The sequence below is a fragment of the Caballeronia pedi genome, from assembly GCF_001544915.2.
GTDB classification, from domain to species: domain Bacteria; phylum Pseudomonadota; class Gammaproteobacteria; order Burkholderiales; family Burkholderiaceae; genus Caballeronia; species Caballeronia pedi.
Genome location: NZ_FCOE02000041.1, coordinates 1 through 13809, shown reverse-complemented (window position 1 = coordinate 13809; position 13809 = coordinate 1). Strand labels below are relative to the sequence as shown.

The 13809-nt window shown below is 61.4% G+C and carries 15 protein-coding genes; 7 read left to right on the top strand and 8 right to left on the bottom strand.

The window, feature by feature from the left end; all coding sequences use genetic code 11:
• Window positions 1-67 precede the first annotated feature (67 nt).
• The 5 genes from AWB80_RS35230 (at window position 68) to AWB80_RS35210 (ending at window position 4591) form a co-directional block, all read left to right on the top strand.
• The gene (locus AWB80_RS35230; RefSeq protein WP_061179271.1) at window positions 68-814 is read left to right on the top strand and encodes an SDR family NAD(P)-dependent oxidoreductase; all 747 of its coding nucleotides are present in this window, start codon (window positions 68-70) and stop codon (window positions 812-814) included.
• 39 nt (window positions 815-853) lie between these two features.
• Window positions 854-1414, top strand: a complete 561-nt coding sequence (locus AWB80_RS35225; RefSeq protein WP_061179270.1) for a carbonic anhydrase — start codon at window positions 854-856, stop codon at window positions 1412-1414.
• 764 nt (window positions 1415-2178) lie between these two features.
• Complete coding sequence (locus AWB80_RS35220) at window positions 2179-2808, top strand: hypothetical protein (RefSeq protein WP_061179311.1); 630 nt, start codon at window positions 2179-2181, stop codon at window positions 2806-2808.
• A gap of 148 nt (window positions 2809-2956) precedes the next feature.
• A complete protein-coding gene (locus AWB80_RS35215) occupies window positions 2957-3151 on the top strand; it encodes a hypothetical protein (protein WP_061179269.1) in 195 nt (64 codons plus the stop codon).
• Window positions 3152-3418: 267 nt separating this feature from the next.
• Window positions 3419-4591: a glutamine amidotransferase-related protein gene (locus tag AWB80_RS35210; protein ID WP_061179268.1), complete on the top strand. Its 1173-nt coding sequence runs from the start codon at window positions 3419-3421 to the stop codon at window positions 4589-4591.
• A 47-nt stretch (window positions 4592-4638) separates the two neighbouring features.
• Here AWB80_RS35210 and AWB80_RS44170 read toward each other — a convergent pair whose 3' ends face one another.
• Complete coding sequence (locus tag AWB80_RS44170; protein WP_160147504.1) at window positions 4639-4782, bottom strand: hypothetical protein; 144 nt, start codon at window positions 4780-4782, stop codon at window positions 4639-4641.
• A gap of 107 nt (window positions 4783-4889) precedes the next feature.
• On the opposite strand from AWB80_RS44170, the gene AWB80_RS45105 reads away from it, so the two are divergent.
• Window positions 4890-5345, top strand: a complete 456-nt coding sequence (locus AWB80_RS45105) for an aldehyde dehydrogenase family protein (protein WP_087131834.1) — start codon at window positions 4890-4892, stop codon at window positions 5343-5345.
• Window positions 5346-5405: 60 nt separating this feature from the next.
• Here the strand turns inward: AWB80_RS45105 and AWB80_RS35200 are convergent, their stop codons facing one another.
• The 5 genes from AWB80_RS35200 to AWB80_RS35180 all read right to left on the bottom strand — a co-directional run bounded on the left by AWB80_RS35200 (window position 5406) and on the right by AWB80_RS35180 (window position 11488).
• Window positions 5406-6398, bottom strand: a complete 993-nt coding sequence (locus AWB80_RS35200; RefSeq protein WP_061179267.1) for an ABC transporter substrate-binding protein — start codon at window positions 6396-6398, stop codon at window positions 5406-5408.
• A gap of 2 nt (window positions 6399-6400) precedes the next feature.
• A complete protein-coding gene (locus tag AWB80_RS35195) occupies window positions 6401-7594 on the bottom strand; it encodes a Gfo/Idh/MocA family protein (RefSeq protein WP_061179266.1) in 1194 nt (397 codons plus the stop codon).
• Window positions 7594-8919, bottom strand: coding sequence for a Rieske 2Fe-2S domain-containing protein (locus AWB80_RS35190; RefSeq protein WP_061179265.1), 1326 nt, complete (start codon window positions 8917-8919; stop codon window positions 7594-7596). Before AWB80_RS35190 ends, AWB80_RS35195 begins: the two co-directional genes overlap by 1 nt.
• Before the next feature lie 41 nt (window positions 8920-8960).
• A complete protein-coding gene (locus AWB80_RS35185; protein ID WP_061179310.1) occupies window positions 8961-9935 on the bottom strand; it encodes a PDR/VanB family oxidoreductase in 975 nt (324 codons plus the stop codon).
• Between the two features lie 200 nt (window positions 9936-10135).
• Entirely contained in the window at window positions 10136-11488 is a 1353-nt protein-coding gene (locus AWB80_RS35180; protein WP_061179264.1) for an MFS transporter, read from the bottom strand.
• 235 nt (window positions 11489-11723) lie between these two features.
• On the opposite strand from AWB80_RS35180, the gene AWB80_RS35175 reads away from it, so the two are divergent.
• Window positions 11724-12311 (top strand): MarR family winged helix-turn-helix transcriptional regulator, encoded by a 588-nt coding sequence (locus AWB80_RS35175; RefSeq protein WP_061179309.1) that lies wholly within the window; start codon window positions 11724-11726, stop codon window positions 12309-12311.
• 401 nt (window positions 12312-12712) lie between these two features.
• On the opposite strand, the gene AWB80_RS35170 is transcribed toward AWB80_RS35175, so the two are convergent.
• Both AWB80_RS35170 and AWB80_RS35165 read right to left on the bottom strand, forming a co-directional pair.
• On the bottom strand, window positions 12713-12964 hold the full coding sequence (locus AWB80_RS35170; protein WP_143328194.1) for a hypothetical protein: 252 nt from the start codon (window positions 12962-12964) through the stop codon (window positions 12713-12715).
• A gap of 73 nt (window positions 12965-13037) precedes the next feature.
• The gene (locus tag AWB80_RS35165) at window positions 13038-13718 is read right to left on the bottom strand and encodes a molybdopterin-binding domain-containing protein (protein ID WP_061179262.1); all 681 of its coding nucleotides are present in this window, start codon (window positions 13716-13718) and stop codon (window positions 13038-13040) included.
• Window positions 13719-13809: the final 91 nt, after the last annotated feature.

Here is a 13809-nt window from a genome sequence, read left to right as displayed (position 1 = left end):
GTTTCGGCTGGCTTGCACAGCACCGGAACCGGCACCGACCTCATATCGAACTCGGAAGGACATCATCATGAAACTTGCTCATTCCGTCGCACTCGTCACGGGCGCAAATCGCGGCATTGGACGTGTATTCGTCGAAGAACTGCTCAAGCGCGGTGCTTCAAAAGTCTACATCGCGGCACGAGACACCACTTCGCTCAAAGAGATGCTCAAGGATCGCGACCATCGCCTGGTTCCTATGCCGCTCGACGTCACTGACGCCGATCAGGTCGCCGCAGCCGCAGCGATTGCATCGGACGTGACGCTGCTGATCAACAATGCGGGCTACGCCGCGTTCGAAGGCGCCATCTCTGCATCCGACATTGACAATGCACGGCGTGAAATGGACGTCAATTATTTCGGCACCCTGGCGCTGACCCGTGCGTTCGCACCGGTACTCGCCAAGTCGGGCGGTGGCGCGTTGATCAATATGCTGTCGATGCTCTCACTGATCAGTCTGCCCGTCGCGGCAACTTACTCGGCATCCAAGGCTGCGAGTCTGTCTCTCACTCGCAGCGTGCGCGCCGAACTGGGCGCACAGGGCACGCAGGTGGTCGGCGTACTCGCGGTTCAGACAGAGACCGAAATGGGCGCGAAACTCCCCGAGCCACGCATGACGCCGCAAGAGGTCGTTACTGAAGCATTGGACGCGATCGAGACCGCCGTCAACGACGAGATCGTCGCTGGCGATCAAACGCGCGCCATTTACGCCGCGTTCACAGCCGACCCGAAGGGCCTGCAGGCGAAGATGTCCACCCGCCTGCCGCAACGCGCCTGACCCATTTCCCATTCCTCACGTCAAATCGTAAAGGTAATCATGGACTTTCTCGAAACACTCGCCAGCCGCAATGTCGAATTCGCAAAAACTGGCTTCAACGCCGATCTGAAAATGTTGCCGTCACGCCGCACGATGATCATCGGTTGTGTCGATCCTCGCGTCGATCCTATGGATGTGTTGAAGCTCGAGCCCGGCGAAACGGCTGTCATTCGCAACGTCGGCGGACGCGTGAATCCCGCGCTGCTCGAAACGATGGCGATCCTCGGCACGGTATCGCGAGCGGCTGGAGAAGCAGTCGGTGCTGGCTGGAACCTGGTCGTGCTTCAGCACACCGATTGTGGAATCAACGGTTGCTACCGTCACGCGCCGAAGTTGCTGTCGAAGTACATGGGCGTTAGCGACGACAAGCTCGACGATCTCGCCATCACCGATCCGTACAAGGCGGTCGCGATCGATGTGGCGGCACTCAATGCCAACCCGAATCTGCCGGGCGGGTTCGCGGTGACAGGTCTCGTTTATGACGTCAAAACCGGCCTTTTAGAGACAGTGGTCCCACCCACAGTGCTGCGGCATGAACTGACTCAGGGGCGGTCGACTTGAGCCGATTTCTGCCACGCGTGTTCACATGCCACGGCCGCGCCGGGAGTGCGCGCCGTTTCAAAACCTGTCGCGTTCCCAAGAACACGCACCACCGGTCGCGCTTGGAAGGTTCTCTCGGATCCGAGGAAGACACTGACGATCATGCGCAGAATGTCTCCGGTTGACCCGTCGCGGAATCGCTGCTCGAGCGCCGTACATCCGAAGTGCGAACTTCGGCAGTCGACCCAGAGTTGCCTTTCAGGCATACACAAAGTCGGCGGCAGCCTACAGGGTGCAACTGTCATCGCCGCTTTGTGTTGCCGATTTCTAAGACCTCCGTTCGCGACATAGTAAGAGCGCACTATTCGCGCCGCTCGATTTTCGACACGCCTGTCATTTGGTCCGAATTCTACCTGGCACGTGGGACGATCGTGGATTACACTAATTCTGCCAAGCGACCTTAATGCATGGCCGACTCACGAAGTCACAAACGCGCGGACTTTCGTGCACCTCTTCTGCGCGGGTCTACCGACACCAAGCGAAAATAACTGCTCGGTGAAGCGTTTCGCCGTTTATTACTTCGCCCGCACCTCCGCTTTCTCGCCTCACACTCCGGAACACCCGGGCGCATTGACTCCCACTCAATCTCTGCTTTCTCCGCAAGCGACGGTAGTCAGGATTCGCTGCAGCCTTTTTTGAATTTCATTCTGAATTGGGTGCTCTATTCAGCCATAGGCCCATGCGCGCCGTGATGTTGAGTGCCCGATTCGCTGAAGGAGATGACCGTGAAGATCAAGCATTCAAGCATTGCGTCGGCGGCAGCCGTTGCACTTCTCTTGCTCAGCGGTGCCGCGCAGGCCGGCGACTCCGGCGACTCCGGCGACTCCGACGACTCCGACGACTCCGGCGGCCACGGCCGCCACGGTGGGTTGTGCTCGAACGCAACCTTAAAGGGACCGTTTGGATTTATCGGTCATGGAGAAATTCTTGGATTGATTGCCGATGGCACATTGCATCCGTACGCAGCCCCGGTGATCCTCGATGACGTCGCACTGGTGACGTTCGACGGCACAGGCGGTTTTACACGCACCGACTTCGGAGTTATCGGCGGGCTTCCGAAAGGGGGGCAGACGACTTTCAATCCAAATCAGAAAGGCACCTACAGGGTGAACTCCGATTGCACCGGCACCATGAAAATCGTCTATGAGGCCGGTAGAGCCGTGCCGGCTGGCGTCGAAACAGATCTGAACATCGTCGTCGCTGCCGACGGGACGCTCATCGAATCCGTTGTCTACAGGGCGGTCACCGCGTCAGGCGCGAGTGCGGACCTTATGGCAAAGTGTCCACCAACTTGCGAGCAAGGTGTGCAGGAAAGCTTTGAGGGGAAGAAGGTCCTGGTCTACGGCTTCCATTAGTCGGATCCTGGATGGGCTCGCGCGCGAAACGCGCTTCCCATGTGCGTTCCTGAGCCCAACCTTCCGCAGGGTTTTCGGTCCTTTAATCTCGGCGCTTTCTTCCTGAAGATTGCGCCACTTCCCCGACCTATCGCGATCCGGGGCGCCGATGTACGTGATGAACACCGGCGCCGCCAACGTGATCGGGCAACCGAGGATGCGGGTGTCGATCGACATGATCGCGAGCGTGGGTCGATCGTTGCTGCGGAAGCGGACGTTCGAACGTGCAATTGAACGTCAGGTCGAGCGTCTCCGACTGGCAGAAGCTAGCCGGTTGCCGAAGATACCCCTTCGGGCGATGTGATGGCTATCGATCTCGACTTCGCCAACTATCTGCTGGAGGCGGCGTATGTCGGCGTGGTGTACGGTAGCGCGTTCGGCATGGAGACCATGTGCGGATCGGGTATGCTGTTCCGATGACCACGACGTGCGACGCGTGCCGGCGCATCGAGACTGCGTGTGCGGCGGTGACACCCGCTGTCGCCGCGGTCTGAAGCGCCTAGGCACTAGACGCCACGCCCGCGACACGTGTGCTTTGTCGCGGGTTTTTCTTTTTATCGGATGGCCTTCCATGCTCTATCTCATCGAAGACGCTACCCCCGAGCCGGCGCAATTCGGCGCCCTTCCCGCGCTGTTCGCCAAGACGTTGAATGCCGAACTCCGCTGCGCAGGCGTGCATTTCGACGAACAGCGATTTCCCGATGCGCATCAGCACGTCACAGCGGAGGGACGGCTAATCGCGAGCGGTCTGATCTGGCGCACGCGCACCGGCCTGCCCGATGCTGGCGAACCATGCCATGAGATCTTTGCGCTGGCGCGCACGCGCGATATCGTGCTGCTCGTGCAATCGTTCGATGCGTTTCCTACGCAATGCGCCGAAGACGTGGAGATGTTGCGCGTCGTTCATGAAGCCGATAGCGCACAGCTCGTCGAAGATGGTTCGGGCGTGGTTTTGCAAGCGCATCGGGATCGCTATGGCAGATGGCGATCCACGCAAGAAGCCACATCGCGCGCGAGCGGGCCGTCCATGACGATTGCGCTGATAGGCCGTGAGTGCGACCAGCATCAGCAATACCCAGCGACGCTCGCCGCCCTCGGTGACGCCGCCGATGCGCTCGGCTTCGCTCTCGACGTACGCTTCATCGCGGCGCAGGACATCGACCGCGACAACGCACAAACTTTGCTCGCCGATGCACACGGCATTCTTTTGCCAGGCGGCGCGAACATGGCGCACGTGGCGGGACAGATCGAGGCCGCGCGTTTCGGCTGGCTGGCGTCGATTCCGGTCGTGGGTTTATGTCTCGGCATGCAGTCAATGGCGACGGCCATCGCGCGGCTCGCGATGAAGAGCGATGAGATCGGCATGAAGGAAGCGCAGCCCGATGCGCGCGTCGCCAGCTTCGAGCCGATTCATGTTGGCGAGGATGGCATGTCGTTGCATCGCGTAGACTTGCGGCCGATAAGCCTAGTGCCGGGATCGCGTATCGCGGCCATGCTCGGCGCGCAGGCGAGCATTCTCTGCAATCATCGCTACAGGCTCAATCCAGCGCTCGAAGCGCCGCTCGCGACGCTCGGCGTGACCGTCAGCGCGCACGACGAGACCGGTTCGATCGCCGATGCCATCGAGGCCGATAAGCATCCGTTCTTTGCGGGCATGCAGGGGAATCCCGAACTGTCGTCGCGTGATGGCGCGCCGCATCCGTTGCTGATTGCGTTTCTGGAAGCGGCAGCGCGCCGTTCATAAGCGTAAGCGCCCGCTTCGAAAGCGGGCGCTTACGCAAAAGCTCAAACTTAACTGATAGCCGATGCGAACAACGCGGCATCGACATGCCCGCCCGATGCCACGATCAACACACGCTTGCCGCGCAACGGCGCCGCGGCCTGGTCCGTCATCAGGTCCGCCAGCGCGACCGCGCCGCCCGACTCCACGACCACGCGTGCTGCGCGAGCGTGCTCGCAAGGTGTGCGCACAGTAAAACCAAAAAGTGCAATTTACAGTGTGCCGGTGACGGGGTATAGCGGACGGTCCGCACAGTCAGTCTTTGCCGGCCTTGAATGGCGGCAACTTGGGGAGCGACGGCTACTCGGTCGCGGTATTGAATCCGGCGACGGAAGAATCGATCGGACGCGTCGCGCATGCGTCGATCGCCGGTCTCGACCGATCGCTTGCCGCCGCCGATCGCGCGTTCCGCACCTGGCAGGGCACGCCCGTGCTCGGGCGTTACAAGCTGATGCGGCCGCGCTATTGCGCGAGCGCTGATCTGCAACGTTCTGCAGTCGCTGCACGTTCTCGCCGATTCCTCCAGCGTTCTTGCGACGCTGTGTTCGCAGTATCGATGTCTATCATGAGTGACTTGCGGCCAACCTTGACCGGTCGCTGCTCGTCGTCGCCGCCCTCAATCCGATACTCGGCTACCACCGCGTTACACAAATCACATCGAAAGCGTTGTGAGGCGGTCCCGCACCACGCGCCGCAGCGATCGGGCTGGGGTTTCTAGACGTGGGTGGATACGACCGGCTAGTCATACCTGCTGCGCTCGCCACGGGCAACGTCACGCTCAGATCTTGAAGCTCTCCAGCGTCGCAGGATGAAAGAGCTCCTCGGGCTGCAACAGTCGACTGGACAAGCCTTCCTTATGATGCCGTTCGAGGAAGCGCGACAACACGTGCCGGTTCGGCTCGAAGCCATAAGACCAGAAATCGTGTCCCATGAGACGCCGCGCATTGCGCAACTGTTCTTCGACGAACGGCAACGTCACCTTGGTCGCAGAGGTGTCGCTGAGCCTGGCGAGCGCCAGCGCCTTACTCTTCTCGAAGGCCTTCGCCACCGCGCCGGGCAGCCACGGATGCTGCTCGGCAAGCGTGCGGCGCACGCCCAGCAGATGCATGATCGGGAAGAGTTTGGTGCGCGTGTACCAGTCGGCAGCGGCCTTTTGCGGATCGTCGAATAGGTATTTGACGTTCGGATGGCCGTTCGTGAAGCACGACGGCGCGCGCGGGCCGATGAGCGCATCGATCTCGCCGGATGCGAGCATGCCCGAGATCGTCTGGTTTTCCGCTGCGTTCTCGAGTCGCACGTCGCCGGGCAGCTTCAGACTGATCTTTTCCAGCCGGCCAGCTTCCTCGTAGCCGCCGCGAACCCACGTGACATCGGACGGCTTCAGGCCGTGGTCTTCCTCGAGGAACAGACGCGCCCAAACGTTGGCCGTCAACTGATATTCCGGCACGCCGATGCGCTTGTCCTTCAGATCGGCAGGCGACTCGATGCCGCGATCGTTGCGGACATAGATCGACGTATGGCGAAACGCACGCGACGGAAAGATCGGCACGCCGATATACGGGCTCGTGCCCGCCGCCGTCTTGACGCTATAGCTCGACAGCGACAGTTCGCAGATATCGTAGTCGGCGTGGCGAAACGCGCGAAAGAATATCTCTTCCGGATCCTGCAGCATGAAGGTCGGATCGACACCATCGATCTGCACTTCTCCATCGACCAGCGGCCGCATGCGATCGTAATTCCCCACCGCGACCGACAGATTGAGCTTGCCCATATTCAACATTCCTTTGTGATTGACGTTTCGCCGCCGATGAGCACGTCACGCTGTTCAGCGCTTGAACGCAGCATCGCGAGGCAGATTTCCAGGGTGCCGCGCGCCCAGACACCGTCGTGCAGCGGAGCGGTGTCGCAGTGAACCGCGGCCATGAGCTCGTCGATGACTTCCGCCCGCGGCACTTCGGGCGCATCGAGTTCGATGCGCTCGCGCCGTTCGTCTCCATACACGACGATGCTGTCGGGCATCGGCCGAAGATCACCGCCCTCGCACGACACGATCAGCGGCCCGAAGTGCTGATGCCTGCGGGCATCCGGAACTTTCGCGGCGGGTGTATAGGCGTTGCCGCCGTAAGTGCCCGCAGCCTTGAGAAGCGCCTCTTCTTCGCGGGACGCCACTTTCAAAAGCTTGCGTCGCGCGACGCCATACTCGTCGGCGCTGCGTGTCTGACCCATTTCGCCGATCCAGCCGGTCCACTCGTCGGAATCGAAGTGTCCATAGCCGTTGTAGGCAAGCGTCGCGAATGCTCCGTTCTCGAACCAGAGCGTCGCGGTGTACGCGCCTTCCGTCGGACGCGCCGGGTCCCAGTTGCCGACAGCAGCCCGGATGCGCGTAGCACGACTTCCCGCGAGCATGCGCACGATATCCACCTGATGCGCCGCCTGGCTGAAGACCGCGCCGCCGCCCTCTTCCGTCTTCAGCTCCTCCGGACGGCGCGGCCGGTAGAGATAGTCGGTGTAGTTGAGCGCCTGGATCATCTTCACGTCGCCGAATGCGCCCGATGCGATCAACTCGCGCGTACGCAGATACGGTGTATCGAAGCTATGGCAGTGACCGACGATGAGATGCACGTTTGCCGCGCGGCACGCGGCGATCATGTCGTCGCACTCGGCGAGCGACAGCGCCATCGGCTTTTCGACGAGCACGTGCTTGCCGTGCAAAGCCGCGATTCGAGTATGTGCCGCATGGAACTGATGCGGACTGGCGATGTAGAGTGCATCGATGTCAGCGCGGCGCGCGAGCGCTTCGACATCACCGAAGGCCGGCGCGTCGAAGTCCGCTTCGAACTGCGCCCGCGCCGTCTCGCGCGGATCGCACGCCGCGGCGAGCTGCACGCGCGCATCGGCGAGAAAGGTCGGCAGCATCAGCGAGAAGGCGCGGCCGAGGCCAACGATTCCGAGTCTGATCTGCTTCATCAGACCTGAACCTGATAGTTCGACTCGAGTTCCGGCGCGGCCTGTCCAACCGGCTCTATCGAGACCGGATGCGCCGCGTATTGCTTCCAGTCTGTGTCCTTCGGCACCATCGCCTGAAAGGAACAGACGCTGCGTGGAATGGCCTTGTCGCCCGTACCGATGGCGGCCTCGCCGGACTTGAACGCCTCGAGCGCATCGAGCATGCGACGGCGGAACTCGACCACGGCGACATCGCTCGCGCCCAAGCGCTCCTCGGTGCGATCCGCGATCGCGCCCATCGTCACCCACATTGCGATGTCCTGATTTGGGAAGCCCTTGATACCGGTGAAGTTGCCGGCCTTCATGGCTTCACGATCCTGCCAGAAACGGTTGTCGTGATTGCGCAGCGGCCGATAGTACTCGTCGAGATCGATGCCGACCTGCTGCCCGAGGAACTTGCGCCACGTCTCGGTTTCCGGCGTCTTGTCTGGATGGCCCCACGCCATGAAGTAGAACGCGGTGCTGTGATCGTCGCAGGGCACGTTGATATTCGCCACGTTGTAGAGATTGTTCGGCGGAATCAGCGCGGTTGCGGGCGCGACGAACACGGTCGACCGCACATAGTCATGCGTAGCCGCGTTCTGTATCGGCCGACGCAGTGCGGCATAGCGAAAGCCGTACTCGGTGCGATGCACCTGGAGGCGAGGCGCCTTGTCCGTCGACGGGCGCAGCCAGTTTTTCGAGGTTGCTTCCGCGCCGCCAACACGCGCCGGCACGAAGTCCGACGAGTGCAGGCTGGAGCTGTGCGCCGAATCGATCGCGCCTTCGAGAATCTGCGCCCAGTTGCACGGCAGGATCGCCTTGGCGATGCTCACGCGCGTGTCCTCGGTCGGCGCCCATGCCGGCGGCACGAACTCGGGAATGGCGTCCTGCGGGCCCATGTACGCCCACACGAAGCCACCCCACTCTTTCGTTTCATAGGCTTTATGCTTGACCTTCTTCGTCATGTCGCTGCACGAAGGCTCCGAGACCATCTCGATCACATTGCCCTTCACATCCATCTTCCAGCCGTGATAGAGACAACGCAGACCGCAATCTTCGTTGCGCCCATAGACGAGCGACACCCGGCGATGCGGACAGTACTCGTCCATCACGCCGACGTTGCCGTCGGTGTCGCGAAAGACCACCAGATCCTCGCCGAACAGACGCGCCTTCACGGGCGCCCCGTCCGGTTCGCTGACTTCTTCGATGAGGCACACCGGCGTCCAGTGACGGCGCATCAACCGACCCATCGGCGCATCGCCTTCGACGCGGCACAGCAATTCATTTTCTTCATGCGTGAGCATTTACGCTTCTCCTGACCAACGTATGCAGTGGGGATTGTTCTTCAGAGATCCAGCACCAGTTCTTCGCTTTTCGCACGCGATACGCAGATCATGATCTGATCGTGCTTCTCGTCGTCGCCGAGCACCATGTCGCGATGGTCCGCTTCGCCTGCGCACAGCGTCGTGCGGCACGATCCGCAGGTGCCGCTCTCGCATGAACTCGGCGCGCGGATACCGTTGTCGCGCAGAATTTCGAGAATCGAGCGGTCCTTCGGAATCTGGAAGCAGTGGCCCGAGCGTTCCAGCTTCACGCTGAAAGGCGTGTTGTCGGCCACACGCGTCTGATCGACGCCGAAGCTTTCGAAGTGCACGCTGCCGGTGGGCCAGTGGCCGGTCATGTCACGCACGCCGTCCATCAACGCGCGCGGGCCGCAGCAATACACATGAGCGCCGCTCGCGGCCTTCTCGAACACGGGCCAGAAATCGAACGCTTGCGCAAGGTCGCCGTGGTCGTGATGGATGACGACATGCGGCTTCCATTCCGAGCTCGACAATTCGTCGATGAATGCCGTTGTCTCTGGGCCGCGGGAGACGTAAAAGAGCTTGAAACGCGGGCCGTCGATGGTTTTGAGATAGCGCATCATCGAGAGAATCGGCGTGATGCCGATGCCGCCCGCAACGAATACGAAGCTGCGCGCGCGCTCATTGAGCATGAATTCGTTGCGCGGCTCCGAGACGTCGATGCGGTCACCTTCCGCGACGTCGTCCGCCATGCTGATCGAGCCGCCGCGACCCGCCGCGTCACGCTTCACGGCGATCACATAGCGGTCCGTTTCGGCCGGGTCGTTGCACAGCGAATAATTGCGGTTCGCTCCGTTCGGCGCGCGCACCGTCAGATGTGCGCCGGCCGTGAAGGGCGGCAGCTCGCCGCCTGCGTCGTCACGCAACTCGAAACGGAAGATGCCTTCCGCCACCTGATCCTTCTTCGACACCACGAGCGTCCTGAATGACATTTCGTTGCTCGCCGACTCGTTCATCACCTGCTCTCCCCGCGTATCACCTGAATCGATCGCCCCCGCTGCGGCATCGATCACCATGACGTTTATATTAGATATCTAATCATTATAGGACAAGGGGGTTTTCCCTGAAGCGGGTCGTTCGCGTGCCGGCGCAGGCCTAAAACGAAAACGGCGCCTTCATGCCGAAGGCGCCGCTCAAGCGATGCGATCAACGATGCTTACGCGTGCTTTTCCGCGTGCTCGCGCAGCGTGTTGGCCGGCACACCGATCAGTACGGCGAGTCCCCCCAGCATGACGATCGCCGCGATTGCGGACAGTCCGATGGCGAGACTGCCCGTCATCGTTTTGATCCAGCCGAGCGCGATGGGTCCGCAGAACGCGCCGACTTGCCCCAGGCAACTGATCGCGCCGATGCCCGCAGCGGCGGCGTCATCGGAGAGATAGGCTGGCGGAATCGACCAAATGATCGCGGCCGCGCCGAAGTACGAGATGGAGATCATGCCCAGACAGATAATCGCCGCCGTCGTATTGCCGGACAGCACGGGCAGCAGAAAGCCGCCCAGCGCGCCGACCGCCGTACACAGGAAGAAATGCCAACGGCGCTCCAGCGTCACGTCGGAGCTGCGCGCGACGGCGAACATGCCGAGCGCGCCGATGATGTACGGTAGCGCGGACAGCAACCCGACATTGAGCATGTCCGACACGCCAGCCTGACGGATGATGGTCGGCGTCCAGTAGTTGAGGATCGTGCCGCACAAAGGCACCGTGCCCCAGCCCGCCGCGAGGATATACACCCGCGGATCCTTCAGAGCGGCCAGCAACTGATGGCGCGTGTGTGTGGCGGACTTCTTCTCGGCGCGGTCGGCAGCCAGCGCATCGAGGATGATCTTCTTTTGTTCGTCGTCGAGCCAGCGCGCTTCCTGCGGGCGATCGACGAGATAGAAGAACGCGACGACGCCCATCAGCAGCGCAGGCAGCCCTTCGAGAAAGAACAGCCATTGCCAGTTCTTGTACCCGAGCACATTGACGAAGTTATGCAGGATCCAGCCCGAGAGCGGCCCGCCGATGATGCCCGCGGCAGCAATCGCCAGCAGGAAGCGCGACGTGATCCGCGCACGCCGCGCACCCGGATACCAGTACGTCAGATACAGAATGATGCCGGGCCAGAAGCCGGCCTCCGCGGCGCCGAGCAGGATGCGCGCGATATAGAACTGCGCCGGCGTGGTCATGAACGCCATCGCGGTCGAGATGCCGCCCCACAGGATCATGATGCGGGAGATCGTGAGGCGCGCGCCGATCTTCTTCAGCCATAGCGTGCTCGGCACCTCGAGCAGGATATAGCCGATGAAGAACAGGCTCACGCCGAGACCGTAAGCAGCGTCGGACAAACCGAGATCCTGCTTGAGATGCAGTTGCGCGAAGCTGACGTTCACGCGATCCAGATAATTGAGCACCCAGCAGACGAAGATGAACGACATCAGTCGCCAGGTGACCTTGTGATACGTGGCCTCGACGCGCGCTGCCGCCGCGTCCGATTCTGAAATGAATTGCGTGACTGTGGATTTGGACACCAGGCGTCTCCGATTCCCATGTTCATGAGGACGATGTCCCGGCGCGGACAGGTGTCTCACGTGTTCCGGACATGCGTGATTTTTATTCGATATCTAATCATTATGGTAAGGAGGCCGGCGCGCGCGGACAAGTTCGGGTTTGCACCGAGAGCAGCGCGCCTTGCAACGGATGCAGGCGGGACGGCCGCGCGGCTATGATGTCGGCAAGACCAACTGCATTTGGGAAAGAACCGCCATGACACGAAAGAAGACTGTGGAGGGCGCGCCACGCGAGACCGCGGAGATGCTGCGCCATTGGCACGAATCGGTGCCCAACGATCGCCTCGCGCACCTCGTGAAGGACGCCACGCGCTCGATGGTGCGCGCATTGCAGATGCGGCTCACCGAGCATTCAGTGTCGTTCGGGCACTGGACCTTCCTGCGCATTCTGTGGGAGAACGATGGCCTGACGCAGCGCGAATTGAGCGAACAGGCCGGCGTGATGGCGCCGACGACCTTCGCCGCCGTTACGGCGATGGAAAAGCTGGGACTCGTCGAGCGTCAGCAGCGGCCGGACAACAAGAAAAACACGCACGTGTTTCTCACCGCCGAAGGTCGCGCGTTAAAAGACCGACTGGTTCCACTTGCCGAAGAGGTCAACGAGATCAGCGTAACGGGCTTGACCGACCGCGAAATCAAGACCGCGCGCAAGGTGTTGCTAACCATTATCGAGAATCTTGCGGATGACGAATCGGATTCGACAAACCCCATGCGACGCGTTTTATCGACTCGCGAGTTGGGCAAGTTGATCGCTGAGCGTGGCGAGAGTCTAGAAGACGCTTGACCTTTCCTGACGACGTCGAGTATCCGACCAGCCTGCAAAAAGCCGAAGCTCGATTGCAAGCTGAACAATCGTCATCGCGCCAGGTCGTGAATCAATCCGGCACCCGGCCACACTAATTTTCTGCCCGGCACGCGTCATGTCGGCGGGCTGAATGCTGCCAGCGTCAGAAACCGGATCCCCTGACGGCTTTCCGGAGGCCACTCGCCACTCGAACGTCGAAGCGCCGGCAGTGGCGACCGCCCCTTCCTGTCCGGTTTAATGCCCTTGGGCGGTCAGCCGGCGATCCAGCACGATGAATGGTTCCATAGTGCCGCCCCGTGATACAGGGATCGTGCGAAAGCGAATGGGAACGTCCACGGAAGTAGCAGCCGCGATCGCTTTCCGATCGCGCGTCGTTCGCATCAGCGCGGCATCGCGTTCACGCGCACCGGAATGGCCTTGGCCGCCGGCACTTTGCTGCGCTTCGCGTGATGGGCCAGGGGAATCAACGGATTGCATTCAGGGTAGTAGCCTATCGCGCAGCCGGCGGGAATATCGAAAGCATGTGCCCGCAGTCCTTCGATGCAGCGGGTAACCCCGTCGTTTGAGACTGCGGTGACCGTCAGCGCCTGATCTTCGGCGATGTTCAGCCGCATCATGTCATCGCGATTCATCAGCAGCACTTGGCGCGTATTGAAAACGCCGCGAAAGCGATCGCCGAGTCCGTAGACGGTGGTGTTGAACTGGTTATCGCCGCGTCGTCATCAGACGCAAGGTTCGCTCACCATCGAATGACATGTCCGGGTCCTCGCCCATATCTTCCGGCGCGATGAAGTTCGCCCGGCCGTTCTTCGTCTTCCACTCGCGCTTCGCCGCCGGAATCGGCCGATGAAACCCGCCCCGCTGTGCCATGCGCGCGTTGAAGTCCTTGAACTGATCGGGATACGTCTTTTCGATGGCGCCGCGCACCAGCGAGTAATCGGCAATCCACGCATCCCAGTCGACCTTGCCCCGACCCTGCAAGGTCTCCTTCGCGAGCCCCGCGACGATTGCGGGCTCCGACAGCAGTGTGTCGCTTGCGGGTTGAGCGAAGCCTTTCGATGCATGGATACACGCGGTGCTGTCCTCGACCGTGACGCTCTGCGGACCGCTCGCCTGCTGATCCACTTCGATCCGGCCGATACACGGCAACAGATAAGCCGCGCCCCCATGCAGCAGATGGCTGCGGTTCAGGTGCGTCGCGATCTGCACCGTGAGTGGTACCTTCTTCCACGCCGGTTCGAGCACATGATGATCGGGCGTTGCGCGCGCGAAATTGCCACCGAGACCGATGAACGCATCGAGCTCTCCATCGCGCAGCGCGGCGCACGCATCGACGGTGGCCATGCCTTCATCACGCGGCGGCTCGAACGCGTAAAGTTCGGCCAACTTGTCCAGTGAAAGCGAGTGGAATCTTGAGGCCGAGTTTCATTGCGGATTTGAAGGCAGAGACGCGCGGCGACACCCTGTTATCGACGGA